17 protein-coding genes are annotated in these 16,416 nt (G+C 46.5%); 11 read left to right on the top strand and 6 right to left on the bottom strand.

The genetic code is table 11. The features are described 5' to 3' along the window. Positions 1–321 (top strand): hypothetical protein (locus tag Q0C19_RS05375; protein ID WP_295053561.1); only part of this gene is annotated, 321 nt, incomplete at its 5' end. Here the strand turns inward: Q0C19_RS05375 and Q0C19_RS05370 are convergent. Further along, a complete protein-coding gene (locus tag Q0C19_RS05370) occupies positions 275–1,606 on the bottom strand; it encodes a bifunctional diguanylate cyclase/phosphodiesterase (protein WP_295053567.1) in 1,332 nt (443 codons plus the stop codon). The two genes, Q0C19_RS05375 and Q0C19_RS05370, sit on opposite strands and share 47 nt — an antisense overlap. A gap of 224 nt (positions 1,607–1,830) precedes the next feature. On the opposite strand from Q0C19_RS05370, the gene Q0C19_RS05365 reads away from it, so the two are divergent. Beyond that, a complete protein-coding gene (locus Q0C19_RS05365; protein ID WP_295053558.1) occupies positions 1,831–3,168 on the top strand; it encodes a diguanylate cyclase in 1,338 nt (445 codons plus the stop codon). Beyond that, complete coding sequence (locus Q0C19_RS05360; RefSeq protein ID WP_295053555.1) at positions 3,165–5,687, top strand: EAL domain-containing protein; 2,523 nt, start codon at positions 3,165–3,167, stop codon at positions 5,685–5,687. The genes Q0C19_RS05365 and Q0C19_RS05360 overlap by 4 nt, the downstream gene beginning before the upstream one ends. Here Q0C19_RS05360 and Q0C19_RS05355 read toward each other — a convergent pair whose 3' ends face one another. Both Q0C19_RS05355 and Q0C19_RS05350 read right to left on the bottom strand, forming a co-directional pair. Continuing rightward, entirely contained in the window at positions 5,688–5,978 is a 291-nt protein-coding gene (locus Q0C19_RS05355; protein ID WP_295053553.1) for a cytochrome c, read from the bottom strand. 52 nt (positions 5,979–6,030) lie between these two features. After that, positions 6,031–6,798, bottom strand: coding sequence for an RMD1 family protein (locus Q0C19_RS05350; protein ID WP_295053552.1), 768 nt, complete (start codon positions 6,796–6,798; stop codon positions 6,031–6,033). Positions 6,799–6,864: 66 nt separating this feature from the next. Here Q0C19_RS05350 and Q0C19_RS05345 point away from each other — a divergent pair, with 66 nt between their 5' ends. Beyond that, on the top strand, positions 6,865–8,052 hold the full coding sequence (locus Q0C19_RS05345; protein WP_295053550.1) for an OmpA family protein: 1,188 nt from the start codon (positions 6,865–6,867) through the stop codon (positions 8,050–8,052). A 9-nt stretch (positions 8,053–8,061) separates the two neighbouring features. Here the strand turns inward: Q0C19_RS05345 and Q0C19_RS05340 are convergent, their stop codons facing one another. Next, on the bottom strand, positions 8,062–8,943 hold the full coding sequence (locus Q0C19_RS05340; protein ID WP_295053548.1) for a hypothetical protein: 882 nt from the start codon (positions 8,941–8,943) through the stop codon (positions 8,062–8,064). After that, complete coding sequence (locus tag Q0C19_RS05335; protein ID WP_295053545.1) at positions 8,940–9,545, bottom strand: hypothetical protein; 606 nt, start codon at positions 9,543–9,545, stop codon at positions 8,940–8,942. Before Q0C19_RS05335 ends, Q0C19_RS05340 begins: the two co-directional genes overlap by 4 nt. A gap of 196 nt (positions 9,546–9,741) precedes the next feature. Between Q0C19_RS05335 and Q0C19_RS05330 the strand changes: the two genes are divergently transcribed. The 7 genes from Q0C19_RS05330 (at position 9,742) to Q0C19_RS05300 (ending at position 16,058) form a co-directional block, all read left to right on the top strand. Next, positions 9,742–10,764, top strand: coding sequence for a hypothetical protein (locus tag Q0C19_RS05330; RefSeq protein ID WP_295053543.1), 1,023 nt, complete (start codon positions 9,742–9,744; stop codon positions 10,762–10,764). Between the two features lie 134 nt (positions 10,765–10,898). After that, entirely contained in the window at positions 10,899–11,357 is a 459-nt protein-coding gene (locus tag Q0C19_RS05325; RefSeq protein WP_295053540.1) for a hypothetical protein, read from the top strand. Further along, positions 11,354–12,433, top strand: a complete 1,080-nt coding sequence (locus tag Q0C19_RS05320) for an FtsX-like permease family protein (RefSeq protein WP_295053537.1) — start codon at positions 11,354–11,356, stop codon at positions 12,431–12,433. The genes Q0C19_RS05325 and Q0C19_RS05320 overlap by 4 nt, the downstream gene beginning before the upstream one ends. Then, a complete protein-coding gene (locus Q0C19_RS05315) occupies positions 12,430–13,062 on the top strand; it encodes an ATP-binding cassette domain-containing protein (protein WP_295053536.1) in 633 nt (210 codons plus the stop codon). The genes Q0C19_RS05320 and Q0C19_RS05315 overlap by 4 nt, the downstream gene beginning before the upstream one ends. Next, positions 13,034–14,584: a cbb3-type cytochrome c oxidase subunit I gene (locus tag Q0C19_RS05310; protein WP_295053533.1), complete on the top strand. Its 1,551-nt coding sequence runs from the start codon at positions 13,034–13,036 to the stop codon at positions 14,582–14,584. Before Q0C19_RS05315 ends, Q0C19_RS05310 begins: the two co-directional genes overlap by 29 nt. Then, positions 14,581–15,534: a hypothetical protein gene (locus tag Q0C19_RS05305; RefSeq protein ID WP_295053530.1), complete on the top strand. Its 954-nt coding sequence runs from the start codon at positions 14,581–14,583 to the stop codon at positions 15,532–15,534. Before Q0C19_RS05310 ends, Q0C19_RS05305 begins: the two co-directional genes overlap by 4 nt. Then, complete coding sequence (locus Q0C19_RS05300) at positions 15,531–16,058, top strand: YceI family protein (protein WP_295053527.1); 528 nt, start codon at positions 15,531–15,533, stop codon at positions 16,056–16,058. The genes Q0C19_RS05305 and Q0C19_RS05300 overlap by 4 nt, the downstream gene beginning before the upstream one ends. Here the strand turns inward: Q0C19_RS05300 and Q0C19_RS05295 are convergent. Continuing rightward, positions 16,019–16,306 carry an MBL fold metallo-hydrolase gene (locus Q0C19_RS05295; RefSeq protein WP_295053564.1) on the bottom strand — a complete coding sequence of 96 codons (288 nt, stop codon included), beginning with the start codon at positions 16,304–16,306 and terminating at the stop codon, positions 16,019–16,021. The genes Q0C19_RS05300 and Q0C19_RS05295 overlap by 40 nt on opposite strands. Positions 16,307–16,416: the final 110 nt, after the last annotated feature.

Here is a 16,416-nt window from a genome sequence, read left to right as displayed (position 1 = left end):
AAAGTTCAATCTTGGACGGCAGTTATCGCCGCTTCCGTTATTCTTGGTTCAAGTATCTATGCCGGAGGGCATGAGCGCGGCGGCAGATATGAGTCTGCACATCATATGAAAATGTCCAATGGCCATAATAACGGCAACTGGGCTGTTCCGCTGGTGATCGGAGGGGTTCTCGGATATGTACTCTCAGAGCCGCGACGGGAGTCGGTGACGTATGTACAGAGCGCCCCGATGGTGTATGCTCCGCAGCCGATGTATCAGGAACAGTGGGTTTATTTCAGCGATTGTGACTGTCAACGCAAAGTATTGGTGAGGGTTCGTTAAGGTGTTTCTCTTTTTTGATAGCATACATAGCTTTGTCGGCAGCTTTAATTAACTCCTCGGCATTGGCGGCATCATCAGGAAAGAGTGCCATCCCCACACTCGCACGGGCATGAAGGTCGGTCTGATCGTCCAGATAGATCGGTTCACTGATAGCGGCTTTAATCGCATCTTTGACGCTTTGCAGATGCTCTTCCCCTTTGACCTCTTCAATCATAACGATAAATTCATCCCCTCCGTAGCGGCACACCGTATCGCTGTTGCGCAGACATGCACGGATATTTTTAGCAACATTTTGGAGTAATCGGTCTCCTGCTTCATGTCCGTAACGGTCATTGACCAGTTTGAAATCATTCAGATCAATAAAATAGAGGGCGATTTTTTCTTTATTGCGCTTTGAGCGGCTGATAGCATGATCGAGCCGATCGTTTAATGTGGCACGGTTCGTAGCTCCGGTGAGGGGATCATGCTGAACCCGATAGGTGAGAGCATCAACGTGCGAGGTGATATGGGTTATATCGTGAAGATTGGCGACATAGCTCACAAGACGGTTGCGATGATAGATTGCTTTGATGGTGACGCTGAGAACTTTTTCTCCGGTCTTGGACTCTTTTGTGACGGTTCCTCTCCAGGTATGGTTTGTACTGAATTGGGAAAATATGGTGTTGAAGGTAAGACGCTCTTTGAAGAGATACTTACCGATATGGGTTCCGTAAAGATGGTCTTGGTCATTGAGCATGAGGGTGAAAAAACTGGGATTAGCAAACTCGATCAGCCCTTTGTTATCGGTATAGAAAATAGCATCGCCCGCACTCTCCAGCGCGGCGGAGCGTTTATTGAGATCATCCAGTGCTTTTTTGGAGAGGGTGATGTCTTGGGCCATACAGAGGATCTCCCCTTTTTTCCCTTCCAGCTTATGATTGCGCCATTCGCAAAAAATTTCACTTTCACTCTTGGTGACATTGTAATTTTTGGAAAAACTTTTTCCTTCAAGATAGGCTTTTTGGAGGACGGAAGAGACTTGTTCTTTATCAAAATTCGGGACGATTAACTCGATGATATTTTCTCCCCCCGCTTCATCGGCATTCCAGCCGAAAATTGCTTGGGCGGTTTGGTTCCATTCGGTAATAGAGTAATTTTTATCGATAACAATGAGGGCAACGGGGGAGTCGCTGAAAAATTCCCAATACCGTTTTCGGCTGTCGATGAGACGACGATTTAGAAAAATCGAGTGGGCAATCCATAGTACCAAAACAGTGATAAGAGAGATGATCGCGAAGAGTTCCATCAAAATCTAAGGAGAGCCCCGGATGGGGAGAGCGGAACAATGCAATCGGCGCAAAAAGCAAAGAACATACATAAACTCATAGGAACAGACGATACCTTTTTTCGTTATTTTATAGATTGTATTATGATGTTTATAATTTCAACATTAAACCATACAACATTGATGAGCTTTTTTTGAGATTTCAAACGGTATAATAAAATTAATAGTAAAGAGGAGATATCGTTATGTTTTTTCCTACCCTCGGACTAATTGCGACGACGGATGTCATTACGGTTGATATGCATCATACGGTGCAAGATGCTCTGGACAAAATGCATCAATACAACCATCGGAGTATTATCGTAGTCAATAATACTCTCCATTATATTATTACGACGAAAGATATTATTCGACTGAAGCTCGAAGAGGTGGATTTTTCTATCCCCCTTTCCCAAATTACCCTCCGTCCACTCCCTCTGATTGATAAAGAGAGCAATATTATCAACGCCCTTAATCTCACACATGAGAGTGATGAGCATATTTGTGTCTGTAATAAAGACGGGAGTCTCTACGGACTGGTGACCAACAGTGATATTGTCGCCAGTGTCGATCCGCAGGTTATTTTGGAGTCGTTACAGATTTCGACTATTTTTGAAAAAAAATTCGGCTATAAAAGTTTTGCACCCGATACCACGATGTCGGAAGTATTGGAGTTTATGAAAGACTCTCTGAGCGACTGCGTTATTATCCAAGAGGGTGGATATCCGGCAGGGATACTCACGTCAAAGGATGTGATAAGATTCATCGGCAAAGGTATTTCTCCGACACAGTTGGTAAGCGAGGTAATGTCCTCGCCTGTCGAGATGTTGAGCGAAAAAGCCTCGATCAGTGAGGGGCTTGAGTATTTGCGTAACGGTCATTTCAAGCGCATTGTCGTTACCAACGATGAGGGGCATGTTGTCGGGATTGTAACGCAGCAGGATCTGATTTCACGAACCTATCTAAAATGGTCACAGCTTATGCAGGACCATTTTCAGCAATTTGAAGAGATCACCCAAATCTTGCAACAAAAAAATCGCCATTTAACCAAGTTAGCGACGAAAGATACTCTGACAGAGATTCACAACCGTCACATGTTCGACGAACTTTTTTCGCAAGAACTGTCGATAATGAAACGCCAAGGGGGTAAGTCGGCATTGATCATGATCGATCTGGACTATTTTAAACGGGTCAATGATACCTACGGGCATAATATCGGCGATTATGTCCTCAAAAAATTTGTCTCTTTGGTCTCTTCGGTGGTTCGGGAAGCCGATGTATTTGCGAGATGGGGAGGAGAAGAGTTTGTTTTGCTCCTTCGCAATACGGGGTGCGATGAGGCCTATAGCGTAGGGGAGAAAATCCGAATGCTTGTCGAGTCGGAGCCGTTTGAGGATGTCGGACATATCACCTGCAGTATCGGAATTACGGAAGTAACGGGGGATGATTCCCTCATCGGTGCGATTGAGCGTGCCGATAATGCATTATATTCGGCAAAAGATATGGGGAGAAATCGCACTATTTCGTGCAGAAGTAACGTATGAAACTGATTACCGTTAAATCCATTGTTTCGGATCAGGCATTGGCGTTAAATGCCGCTCAGCCGATCGTAAAAGCGCTTGAGATGATGACAAATCTGGGGATTAGCTCCGTTATTGTCGTCGATTCCGAGAACCGTCCGATCGGGATTTTTACCGAACATGATGCACTTCGCGTTGTTGCTGACTTTGTCGATATTGAGCATCCGCTGAGCGAAGTGATGACGGCAGACCCGTTTTGTGTCGAGGATACTCTATACCTTCACGACGCGTATGCGATGATGGAGGAAAAAGGGTATCGCCATTTGGTTGTTACTGATTCCCTTGGACAATTCGTCGGTGTTGTAAGCGAGGGGGATTTTCTGCGCCATATCGGATTTGAACAATTGGGAAAATTCAAAGTTGTCGCTGAGGCGATGAGTGATTCGCCGTTAATCGTTTCTCTGGAAACTCCTCTTTTTGAAGCTGCCGCGTTGATGCATGAACGTAAATCCGATTATGCCGTTGTTTTAAACGGAAGCCATCCTGTGGGGTTGATCACAGAGCGTGATATTGCCCATCAATATACCCAGGAAAACGGGCAACGTGATGTGACGGTAGAGGTAGTTCTCCATCGAAATTTCCCCATTATCCAAAAAGATATCCCTTTACAAGAAGCGGCTTCATTGATGGAAGAACACGGCGTTCATCAACTCATTGTTGTGGATGAGAGTGAAAATCTTGTCGGATTACTGAGCCGCCATGATGTACTGCATGCCGTTCATGGTGCCTATTTTGAGTACTTGATCCGTGTGATCGACCAAAAAAATGAGGCGATTATCAAGATTGGGGCACGAAAAAACGAGATTAAAAACGAAAAAGTATCGATTGAAAGAAATGCGCTGAAGCTTCGGAAACTGTTTGAAGCGATACCCGATGGAGTGGTTCTGGTTGATAGCATTACGTTGCGGGCTATAGAGTTTAATCAAGCTGCACATGAGCAATTGGGATACACGGCGGAAGAATTTGCCGAACTGAGTATTTCGGATTACGAAATAATCGCATCGCCCGAAGAGACCCGCCGACGGATAGAGATGATTATGGAAAACGGCAAAGATAGTTTCGAGACGGTTCACCGAGCGAAAGACGGCACTTTGTATCAGGTCTGGATCAATGTTGTTGCGATCAGGTTCCAAGATCATTTGTATATGATGGCAGTATATCGGGATATCACAGAACGTAAAAAGCATGAAAATCAGTTGGAAACGTTGGCGAACTTTGACCCTCTTACCGGATTGGCGAATCGGACTTTATTGCAGTCCCATCTTCAAAATTCGATTGAGAAAGCGAAGCGCGATAAAACGCAAATCGCTTTAGTGATGTTTGATTTGGATCGATTCAAAGATATCAATGACAGTTACGGGCACAGTGCGGGAGATGAACTTTTGCAAATGGTGTCCGAACGGTTCTCTTCGCGGGTGCGCGAGGGGGATTTTATCTCCCGATTAGGGGGGGATGAGTTTGCGGTAGTCCTCGAAAATATTACCCGCCCCGAGGATGCCGGGCGTTTAGCCGAAGAGATGATGGGTTCCTTGGCCCAAGAGTATCGTCTATCGGGTGCGGCGATGATTCATGTCGGTGCAAGCGCCGGGATAGTTTTGTTTCCCGAACACGGAGAAGAGGTAGAAACGCTTCTTCAGCACGGCGATGCGGCACTCTACAAAGCCAAAGCGGAAGGGCGAGGCGTATATCACTATTATACGGATGAACTCACCGCCTCGGCACGCAAGCGAATCGAGTGTGAGACCAGGTTGCGGCGTGCCGTCGCGAATCAAGAATTTGAAGTCTATTATCAGCCGCAGGTCCATATGCAGACGGAACGTATCGTCGGAGCTGAGGCGCTTATACGATGGAATTGTCCGATCCGCGGGGTCGTTTCTCCTGTCGAGTTTATCCCCATTGCGGAGGAGATTGGTCTGATCGGCGAAATTGGAGAGTGGGTTTTACATGAAACCTGCCGACAGGGAAAGATTTGGCTCGATCAGGGACATAGGCTGACCTTGGCCGTCAATGTCTCAGCACATCAGGTACGTCATCAAAATATCCCGCTGATGGTTGAGGCGGCTCTCAAAAAAAGCGGTTATCCGGCTGATCGGTTGGAACTTGAACTGACAGAAAGCGCGTTAATGCAACGGGAGGAAGAGACGGTAGCGATGCTTCATGCCCTTCGTGCGCAGGGGATCCGTTTAGCGATTGATGATTTCGGTACCGGATATTCGTCGCTCTCTTATTTAAAGCGGTTTCCTATCGATGTCTTGAAAATTGATAAAAGTTTTGTCGATGATATTCCGTATGAGCGAGATGATATGGCGATAGTGACAGCAATTATCGCAATGGGACAAGCGTTAGGCTTTCAGGTACTTGCCGAGGGGACGGAGCGGATTGAGCAGATTGATTTTTTACGCGAAAAAGGATGCACGATGTATCAGGGGTATTTTAAAAGCAAGCCGGTTAGGGCTGAGGAGTTTGAGAAACTCCTCGCATAATTATTTTAAGCTGCCGACGTATGTTGCAACCGCTTTGAGGTCGTCATCGCTCAATCCGCTGATGGAAGCCTGCATGGTCGCTTTTTGTTCAGCACCGTAAGTACCGTTTTTATATCCCGTCAATTTGGTCAATGCCGCAGCATCACCCGCAATCGCTTTTCCGGCAATAGAGGCCTCTTTCCCGTCCGCTCCATGGCATTCGGCACATTTGGCTCCAAAGAGTTTCGCTCCATCTGCAGCACTCAATGCCGAGATTCCAAATACAGCTAAAATAAGCAATTTCTTCATCATTTTTATTACCTCCAAAGTAGTGGCGATTATTGTAGCATAAAACTATTTTACGCTAACGGATAAACTGGGCAATTCCCATCACTATCTCGACGGCAATGAGGATAATGATAATCCACTCTAAAAATTCACTCTTTTTATGGTTAATAATATCCATGACCAGCATTACGTCCTCTTTGATTTGAGAGAGTTTGGAGAGGGCAATTTCATGGCGGTCGTTGAGTTCAAGGATAAAAGCCAATCGGGTATAGAGGTTCTCGGCATCTTCGTTATCCCACAGAATGTTCGGTTTATCAAGCAGTAGCAGATTGCTCACCATGTCATGGCGGGTGAGGGCAAGGCGTTTGGCGAATTGCATCAGATGGGATCGGCGGCTTATCGAGAAGGTATGGATTGACTCAACGATACGGCGGCTTTGTAAAAAAAGGGTATCCAGCCGTTTTTCATAGTGTTCCAATCCGACGCTTTGGCTGATCGCGAGGGCGATGACGTTAAGGTTCAGGGTTGAGGCTTCGCGCAGTACAATCGCTTCATTGGTCACCTCAAACAAAGTGTTCAACTGGGAATCGATACGGAGCGGGTAATCCTGAGTGATGAGATTCGGCGCATCGAGAGAGATACGCAAAAGCGAGAGAGTCTCCAGAATCTCTTTTTTTTCTTCGGCGATGAGGGTAAGGACTCCAAACGGGGTCAATACGACATGGAGGGTATCGTTTTTACCGTAATAGCCGTTTTCTACCCCGCGCACGAGGGTTATATCCAATGCATATTCAACGGTCGCGATTGTGAGCGGATGGTTAAGATAAAGGGAGAGTAGATTCATTGTCGCACCTTTAACCGAAAATTGGTTTGATTTATTGTATCATCCCTTTATTACAATGAGGTGATAATGCAAAGTAAAATAGCAGTCGGATTAGTAGGGTTATGGTTGGGTTGGAGTCCTGTTTCAGCGGATGTATCGGAGATGATTTTTTATCCGCAGGCCGATTTTTCGGAAGGTATTTTCCATTTCAATTATCAGGGCGAAAAAAATAAAAATTACGGTTTCATGTTTGAAAAAGGGTTTGATTCCGATCGAATCGTTTATGTCCGTCCCGCAAGTCATAGTATCGAAAAAACAAAAGAGGGGATGATTAAGCTCTCTTTTGCCAATACCGATCGATACTCGTACCTTGAGCGTGCCGATAAAGATGATTTTTTGGTTTCCGAAGAGAATGGGGTCATCAAAATTTTATTAAGCGGCGGGGATTGCAAGGGGTCTGCTGATTGTGTCACGGCGGAAAATATTCTCACTGTCAATGTCCCGAAAGGGTACGGTGTACGAAAATATCAGGGGCTGGATCAAGACCTCAAACCTCTGAAAAATCCGCAGTGGCAGCGTAAAGGGAATACCTATACTTTGACGGCACGTGATGTCAAAGGGGCATGCGTGATGATGGAACTGGAAAAGCTAAAACCGGGTCAAGTGACCGCGACGGTAGCTATGGCGGATCCTGTTCAGCCCGCTATCGTTCTTAAACCGTCAGCAGCACCGAAACCAGTCAAAGAGAAGCCTCCGGTAGTCGCAGTTGTTGAACCGGCCGTTGCACCGATTGTGGAGGAACAGCCGCCAAAAGTTGTTCCGGTTATTGCTGCGGCTGAACCGAAAATCGAAGTGTCGGCACCTATCGCGGCCGTTGAAAAACCGGCTGTCGAAAAACCGGGCATCGCTTCATCGACGCCTGCCCCGTATTTCCGAAATTTTCAAATATTTGAGAGTCGGGTGGTTGCGTTAAGTGAAGTTGGAAAAGAGCGTTTACGCGAATGGGCTCAACTTTTTAAAGCCGGCGGGTACAAATCGGTAACGATTAACGGTTATACCGACAATATCGCGCCGCAACGGCTAAAAGCACTTTATGCGAATAATAATATTCTCTCAGAAGCACGGGCAAAAATGGTAGCGGAGTATCTGATGACACAGGGGATCGATGCGGGTGCTGTTACCGTTAAAGGGATGGGGGATGCCAATCCTGTCGCTTCCAATGAAAACGAAGAGGGGCGATCGAAAAACCGACGGGTTGAGTTTATTTTAAACTGACCCTAACCCTTACATCTGCTCATAGAGATCGAAAAGATCGATCCCATCAGGAAGACGGGGTTTGCCGTCACGAAAAGAGCGTGTATGGGCGATGAGCCGTTTGAAATGTTTACGCAGATGATAAGCATCCGGGACATTCGGACGGAACCAATCCCCTTTGGCGCTGAAGAGCCAGTCGATAGCCGATTTGATATCCAGAAGCGTGTATCCCCCCGTATCGATAAGGAGGCGAATCTGCTTCGCCCAGCTCATCACATCAAAAGGTTCCACAAACTGCGGATCGATGGAGGAGAGGTGACGGATAAAGTACTGTGTCATCTCGAACTCTTCGGTGGTCGGTTTGGCATCCATCAATGCCTGTTCGGATGCCAGTACCGGTGCATTGGACACCATTTCACGCCGTACCCACCGCTCAAATTCAGCACACCAGTCGAAAGAGCGGTTGTTTTTGGAGCGTTGATAGAGGTTGAAATCTTCATACAGCTCCCGTCGTAACCCCTCTCGATCACAAAGTTCCAACGCAAATGCATGCAGTTCTTCATGGGTCTCATTGGAGAGATTGAGATAGTAGTTGCTGTCACTGTACTCGGCTGCGGTGAGCGCCGCAGGGGCAGAAGAGAGGGTGGAGAGGGGAGTAAATGTGTAATAGATCATTACCCCTTGATCGGTTTTGCGGCGGAGGGTTTTGAGGATATTTTTTTTAACCATCGCATCAAGCGCTTCGATCACTTCCCGCGGAGAGTGGCGAAGCGCCTGTGCCAATGTTGAGGCGTCGATATCGTTCGGCTTATCTCCCCACTGCTGGGTATATCGTGCGATGAGGGGGAGGAGAGCCCGCTCCATAAGGCTCAAATCGTCTCGATCGATCAAAGCGGTAGGAAGGGTAATCATGAGCGTTTGACCGACGTGATAAGTTTTGCTTTCAGCGGTGCGGCGAGAGTCTCGTTTTTGGAGCGTTCGCGACGGAGAATTTCGTTTTGATATTCGTGTTTGACCCGTATTTCAAAAAGGGACTTGTCCAATGAGACGTAATCGTAAATCCATTTTTTGGTGAGCGCTTTGACGACATTGATATCGGTCTCATCCAGCAGAGGTTTCTCTTCCCCTGAGCGTTTGATCGACGTAAATCGAATCTGTTCGAACCGTTCCAGAGCACTTTTGTCACCGTCACGCACCAGAGAGATATCTCGCCGGATATCATACATCAGACGATAGAGTGTCTCTGCCCGCTCAGCGGCTTCTCTCTCGATCGGGGAGAGAGTTTCTTCTTCAAATTCCGACGCGATCAGAGCGATTTTTTCAAATCCGCTTTTGTAGGGCATTTCACGCAAGGAGAGGCGGCGAAAGAACTCGCGGTATTGTGCCGGTTGCAGAGAACGAACCAGATCGGCGACGTGTGCGCGAAGGTTGATATCCTCTTCGATTTTGAAATACTCCATCAGCGAAGTGACGAATTGGGCGCGGATTTGATCTTCAGTCGGTCGGTTTTGCATAAATAAAGTATATCATGATGATCTTTAGAGTAGTGTTAGACCAAAAATAAGGTAAAATAGTGACGGGTATTTATGAGAGTACCCGAATCCCCCAAAAGAGGCTCCCATCCTAACATTCGACCATACCGTTATCCCCGAAGGCGATGCAGAACTCGGCGATAACCTTTTATATTACGATTATAACATCGATCATCTTTTGTCGCTCGAAGCGAAAGGGTTAACGATGGAGGATGAGGGGTACATCAGTGCGTTTCGTTCTTTCGAGGGGGAAGTGTATGAAAACTATATTTATGAAAAACTTCTCCGATACGCCGCCAATGAGCCCCGAATCAAAAGCTTTATCATCAAAGGTCCTCACAAACAGCGTACCCGTGCACAAAGCGATGCGTTATCGGTGAGCTGGAAAGGGCAGATCATTTACCGTGCCCGCCACAAAGAGATCGGAGAATTCGACGGATTGCTGTTTACGGACAAAGAACTCTACTTTGTAGAGATGACTTTGGTTAAATCGGTGAGCAATCTCAAGAAGCGGCTTCGTAAAAAACGGGCGCTGCTCGAAGTCCTTTTTCCTCGATATCAAGTCAAAGCGCTATTGGTACTCAACGAAGGGGCGACGGGAACCTCCGATTTGCCTCCGTATGCTTCCGTGTGGTTGACCAAGCCCTACAGCGCCCGTCATATTTTAGAGCGTCTGAGCGCCAACTCGCTTCGCGCTCCGATGATCCGTGTGGAAAGTTCGAAAATCGCCCATGCCGAAGAGTTAAAAGTTGCGGCATTCAAATACTACGCTACCCTGTCGTGGATGCTTCGTTCATTGCGGGGAAAAGATCCTATTGACTTGGAATTTTTCCGCCGTGCCGCAACGCAGCGTTACCATGATATTTACACCAAGGTGTATATCGGATATCTTTCGGTCGATGATTTCAGAATTATTGCTCCCGATCTGAATTGGAACGGTTCAAATGCATCGCGTGTTGTGGTCGCTATTGAAAAAGACCACTCCGGCGGCTATTTTCTCACCTATTTCATCCGTCACAGCTCTAAAAAACTGGATAATGTCGTTATCGGTTTGGGGGGGAGCAAAGTAGCTAAAAAAGATCCGTTCGGGATTACCCTGACGGAGATGAATCACCTCGATAAAGTTATGGATGAGACCTTTGCCCTCACGCTTGAACAGCATACCGCACTTCAAAACGTCATTTTAAAACTGACCCATTAACGGGCAGTTTCCAGATAATACATACGTAACACTCTTCTTCATTAAAAATTCATAATGGATTGCTATTATCCGCAAATGGCTAAGTGTTTACACTTATTACGTTACACTTTTGTAGGATACTATAAAGGGTTTTTATGAAGCACGTTATTGTTTTATTAGTAATGGTTTTGAGTCTATTGGCGGCTCCGTACAAGGCGGGTCAATCGGTTATGCCGTTGGATTTAAAAGATCAGTTCGGTAAAAAGCATACCCTTAAAGTGATGCCGCATACGTTGCTTATGGCATTTGAAAAGGGGACGGGGGCAACGGTCAATGAGTATCTTGCCGGACAGGACAAAGGGTATTTGTCGGCGCACAATGCCGCATTCGTAGCCGATATCAGCGGGATGCCCAGTTTTATTACCAATACGTTTGCCATTCCGAAAATGCAAAAGTATCCCCATACGGTACTGTTGATTTATGATGAAGAGTTCGGGTTGAAATTCCCCGGTGAGGAGGGGAAAATCACCGTTATGAAATTTAAAGGCAATTTTCTCCAATCGATCAACTACGTCAGCTCTGCCAATGAGATCAAACAGGCAGTTGAGCAGTGATTACCCCCATTAAAGCTCTTCGTAAAAATCGGTTTAAAACGGCACTCATATTTATCAGTATGAGTGTTTCGATTGCCGCTATTTTTCTCATCAGCGCCATCTCCGGCGGAGTGGTCAGCATGTACAGTTCGATGCTCAAAACCGACGGAGATATTATCGTCACACAAAAGGGGATCGCCGATACTTTTTTCAGTGACATTAACCGCTCAGTAACGGTAACCATTTCAAAAATAGAGGGCGTCAAAGAGGTAAGCGGTTTGATCTTGGGTGCGGCACCTGTCGATCCGCTTCCTATCGTAGGGATATACGGCGTGAGCGAGAACCGTTTCAAAAGCTATTCCCTGATTCAAGGGGCTTACCCCGCAGCGGGTGAGGTGATGCTGGGGTCTAAAATTTATGAGACACTCAAGCATCCTGAAACGATCTCTCTCTCCAAAAAAGAGTTTCGCGTCAGCGGTGCTTTTAAAAGCCGTATCGGGTTTGAAGACGGCGGGGTGGTAATGGGGATGGATGATGCGGGAGAGGTCTTTCATAAAAGTGCATCCATCTTTCTCCTTTCATTAAATGATTTGAGTAAAAGTGATGCGATCATCGCCGAGATAAACAGAATAAATCCCGAGATGGAAGCCAAAACAACCGACGGCTTTATTGATTCGTACAATCAATTTAAAATTATCAAAACCAGTTCCGACGTGATCGGAGCAATGGCATTTTTGATGGGGATACTGGGGATCGTGAGCATGATGAGTATGGTGGTAAACGACCGGAAGGGGGAATTTGGGATTATGCGTTCCATCGGACTCTCTTCGACGACGATTATTTTGAAACTTTTGAGTGAGACACTGATCATCGCCGTTATCGCCTATACGGTAGCGTTGGGAGCTTCACTGGGGATATTGGAACTCATTGAACATGCGGACAAGTTTCAAGGATACATCAACGGGGAGATAACGGTGACATTAATGATTAATGTCTTTATGGTTTCCGTCAGTATGGCATTGGTCGGGACATTGCTCCCCGCAATATACGCTTCCCGTATTGATCCGATGAGCTTGATTCAGCGAGGCGGAGCATGAGAATCGAAGCCCTTGGCGTGGAACATTTTTACGGTCATGAAAAAGTACTTAACGGTGTCGATATTGTTATTGAACCGGGGAGCTTTACCGCCATCATCGGTGAGAGCGGAAGCGGAAAAACGACCCTTCTTTCGATTCTATCAACATTATTGCAGCCTTCTGTGGGGAGTGTTCGTTATGATGGAAAAATTTTGAGCGAACTCGGAAATATCGATCATTTTCGTCGTGCCCATATCGGATTTGTTTTTCAGTTTCACTATTTGATCTCCTATTTGAGCTTGCGGGAGAATATAGCGCTTGCGGCACTGGATCCGACATTAATTGACCCTCTGATGGAAAATTTGGGAATAGAGAGGCTTGGAAAACGTTACAGTGATGAGGTTTCCGGCGGAGAGCGTCAGCGTGCCGCTATCGCACGCGCTCTGATCAACCGCCCTTCTGTGGTATTTGCGGATGAGCCTACGGGGAATCTGGATACGAAAAATGCGTTGGGTGTATATGAACTTTTTAAATCGTTTTCAAAAGAGGGGACAGGGTTTGTGGTGGCTTCGCATGACAAGAAAATAGCCGATTATGCAGATATTATAATCGAGATGGAGGATGGCATTGTTAAAAAAATTCATAAATGATGAACTTCCTCTCGCTTTCGTCTGGCTGATTCTCGGACTCTTCGCCGGACTGGTGTATGCGGTAGAGATGCTTGGACTGGACGGTGCACAGACCCTCCTTTCTCCCGAGCGTGCACGGTCATTGCATATTTCGCAGATGCTTTATGGATTCTTTCCGTTGATGCTCTCGCTGCTGCCGTTCGCCCTCTTTCAAAAAGAGGGCGTTTTATCCCCGATTGCAATAGGGCATTTACGCCGCTATTTCGTCGTCTGGAACCTCTTTTTGCTCTTTATGAGCATGGCGCTGCTGTTTGGAAATATTCGTGGATTGCCTTTTTACGATTTTCCCTATCAGCTCAATTTTCTTCTTGCGTTTAGCGGAGTGTTTTATCTCCTCGCCCTCGTCGATGCCCTTCGCCGGTATGAAAAACGTCCGCTGTGGGTCAATATATCGCTTCTAGCCGTGATCGCCGCACCGATCGCTTTGGTGGTACTGATGAATCCGCAATACGGTCAAGTGGAGCAGACCCTTGTCGGACCGCACGGAGACAATACTCTGGGGATGAGCTTTGCACTTCTTCCGATTTACTACTTGCTGATCAAACTCACCGCCGTGCAGGAGTTTACCCCTAAGCGGCATTGGCTCTGGATTATTCCGCTTGTCGGATACGCAGTCTCTCTGATTATCCGTAATTTTTTCCACAGTCTGAGCTATCAAGAAGAGTGGATTTTTCAGTATTTGACCCTTTTGTATCTCCCGTTATTGTGGGGATGGCTACGTGATTCGGGGGTTGGTTTTAAAACCAACCCATATCTGATCCTCTCTATCGGCGCTTTTATTTTTGTCGATCTTCAGGGAAACTTTCTCTTTATCCCTGAAATCCGAGCATTGATCCACCGTAACGATTTGGTAATAGGGCATGCTCATATTGCAATGGGGGTTGGAGTGGCCTTTATGGCCCTGGCAATCTTGCATCATCTTCTCCCCGAACTGTTCCGCCGGGTTTATGCGGCGGCATGGACGGTGCTGATGGCTTTGATGGCGATAGCGCTTAGTATGGCGGGGCTTATCGAAGCAAAAATTCTTGTCGGAAACGTTGAGCTGTTCTTGGCGATTCGCGCCCTTATCGGTGCCGTATTAGTAATATTGGTGCTTCGTATCGCGTATACGCGACTTCGGGTGCCGTTGGATACTCCGTTGAAATTCTACCATCTGAGCGGTTTGTTGAGTGATGCGGGAGGGGGGGTGATCCTCATTCTCGGAGGTGCGGTACTTTTTCCGCTCTTGGGATTTCATTTCAGCGGAACGTACGAGTATATTGTCTTTGCCTTTATGATCGGAACGGGGATGGTACATTGGGCCGGATTACATTATGATCCGCAGCGGATGGCCTCACTCAGCGCAGCGATACGTGCGGTATGCGCTGCGGTATTTATCGCTCTCTATATGGCGGGGAGTCTTGATGGTATTGCTTTGCTGGTAGCCTTGTACGATATCTCATTCGCTTTGGTATACTGGCTGATATTGCGAGGTAGCGATTGAATCTTTTGGTCATAGTTCTGAGCTCGCAGCTCCTTTATTATCTTCTCATTGCGCAAACGGGGGTAGTCGGAGCCTTTGATTCCCATATCCATGATCTTTATACTCTCCCTATCGGCGGGGTTATCGGCAGTTTGCTGAGTGCCCTCGGGCGCCACCACGGATTAAAACTTGAGCTTTATTTTTTATTCGGGATACAGATACTGATTTCGTGGTTTTACCCCAACTATTCACTCGGGATGCTGCTGTTGCTTGGTTTTGTCGTCGGATACACAACTCCTCTGCTTCTTTATCTGTTTAGGTCTCAGGAAAAATTGCAGCTTGCCCTTGGGTTGGCAATATCGTATGCGGTTGGGACAGCCTTGTACACCTACCCGTTTGATGCGCGCGGAGATATTGCGATAGTGCTCCCTCTGATTTCAGTCATTGCTCTGCACTATACCCCTGTGCAATCGGAACTGAAGGATGAAAAAAAGCCGTTTCATTGGGCGACACTTTCCGTCATGATGCTATGGATTTTTGCCGATTCGGCATTGTTCGAGACTCTCAGCCGATCGGGTGGCATGGATATATGGAGCCGCTACCCCCTCCTTATCATAGCTTCCCATTTAACGGGAGTCTTTTTGGCATATCGTTACGATGGCGAATTGATGCGCCAAACACGGGTAATATGGATTTTATTTCTCTTAAGCTACACATTTTATTGGGTAAAAGAACCGATTGCGTTAGCGGTTATCTATCCGATTGTTATTTCGTATTATAATGTTTTGTTGTTTCAAGCTCTGATCCGTTTGGCGGATATCCGCCTTATCGGATTGTCAATGGTGGGGGTCGGTTGGATTGCAACATCCGCTGCTAATGCCGTTGCTTTAGAGCATCAGTTGTGGGTTGCCGCAGGTATTTTGGGGCTGGCAGCCTTGATATATCCATTTTACACTAGGAGGATTTTATGATTAAATTAAGTATAACGGCGGTGTTATTGGCCGCTTCGGTCTATGCAGGGAATTTGGGTTTTGAATCGGGGAGCATTAAAGCGCATACGGAAGTATTCGGAGATACGACGATTGATCCGATGAGCAAAAAAGCAACCTCGCATTTGAGCATGGATGCTTCTGCGGCTACATTGAAAGGTTCCATCGAAGTATCGATGAGTGATCTATTCAGCGATAATAAAAAACGGGATGAGCATATGCAAGAGGCATTAGAGTCCTCTTTGTTTCCTAAGGCGATCTTTGATCTCAAAGAGGTTGTTGCCAAAGGGGGAGATTCTTATACGCTTAAAGGGACAATGACGCTTCACGGCGTGAGTAAACCGATCAGTTTCGAAGGGACGATTAGCGAAGAGGGAAATAAAGTACGTATCAAAGCCCAAAGCGGTATCAAAATGACCGATTACGGAATCAAGCCGATTAAAATGATGTTCCTGACCGTGCGCGATCAGGTTGACTTGAGCGTCGATGTGGTATTAAAACGATAAATCTCTCCGATTTTAAGCAATTTTGCTTTAAACGGATTTCTTTTATCATTATCTATCAATTGCTTGAACCACTCAATCGGCTCATCAATCGGCTCATCCGAGAGGATGAATGTGCCGTAATGGATCGGAATGAGTGTTTCGGCCCCCAAATCTTCCGCCGCTTGAAGCGCTTCGGGAGGATTGAGGTGATTGTGTTTCATAATCGCTTCGGGCCGGTAAGCTCCGATCGGTAAAAATGCCTCGTCAATATCGAATTTTTCTCCAATCTATTTAAAATGCTCGCCCATTGCACTGTCTCCGCTGTGAAAGAGGGTATGTGTATCGTTTTGGATAACATATCCGCCCCATAATGCTTTAT

Origin of the sequence: Sulfuricurvum sp. (assembly GCF_023250475.1) — a bacterium.
Taxonomy (GTDB): Bacteria; Campylobacterota; Campylobacteria; order Campylobacterales; family Sulfurimonadaceae; genus Sulfuricurvum.
The sequence above is the reverse complement of the archived record's forward strand: the minus strand, read 5'-3'. Positions and strand labels throughout refer to the sequence as shown.

Excerpts from the sequence above, each read along its gene's own strand:
- Q0C19_RS05345 (WP_295053550.1), top strand. The coding sequence starts at position 6,865 with ATGCAAAGTAAAATAGCAGTCGGATTAGTAGGGTTATGGTTGGGTTGG.
- Q0C19_RS05360 (WP_295053555.1), top strand. The coding sequence starts at position 3,165 with ATGAAACTGATTACCGTTAAATCCATTGTTTCGGATCAGGCATTGGCG.
- Q0C19_RS05355 (WP_295053553.1), bottom strand. The coding sequence starts at position 5,978 with ATGATGAAGAAATTGCTTATTTTAGCTGTATTTGGAATCTCGGCATTG.
- Q0C19_RS05335 (WP_295053545.1), bottom strand. The coding sequence starts at position 9,545 with ATGCAAAACCGACCGACTGAAGATCAAATCCGCGCCCAATTCGTCACT.
- Q0C19_RS05300 (WP_295053527.1), top strand. The coding sequence starts at position 15,531 with ATGATTAAATTAAGTATAACGGCGGTGTTATTGGCCGCTTCGGTCTAT.
- Q0C19_RS05370 (WP_295053567.1), bottom strand. The coding sequence starts at position 1,606 with ATGGAACTCTTCGCGATCATCTCTCTTATCACTGTTTTGGTACTATGG.
- Q0C19_RS05325 (WP_295053540.1), top strand. The coding sequence starts at position 10,899 with ATGAAGCACGTTATTGTTTTATTAGTAATGGTTTTGAGTCTATTGGCG.
- Q0C19_RS05310 (WP_295053533.1), top strand. The coding sequence starts at position 13,034 with ATGGCATTGTTAAAAAAATTCATAAATGATGAACTTCCTCTCGCTTTC.
- Q0C19_RS05315 (WP_295053536.1), top strand. The coding sequence starts at position 12,430 with ATGAGAATCGAAGCCCTTGGCGTGGAACATTTTTACGGTCATGAAAAA.
- Q0C19_RS05350 (WP_295053552.1), bottom strand. The coding sequence starts at position 6,798 with ATGAATCTACTCTCCCTTTATCTTAACCATCCGCTCACAATCGCGACC.
- Q0C19_RS05340 (WP_295053548.1), bottom strand. The coding sequence starts at position 8,943 with ATGATTACCCTTCCTACCGCTTTGATCGATCGAGACGATTTGAGCCTT.
- Q0C19_RS05365 (WP_295053558.1), top strand. The coding sequence starts at position 1,831 with ATGTTTTTTCCTACCCTCGGACTAATTGCGACGACGGATGTCATTACG.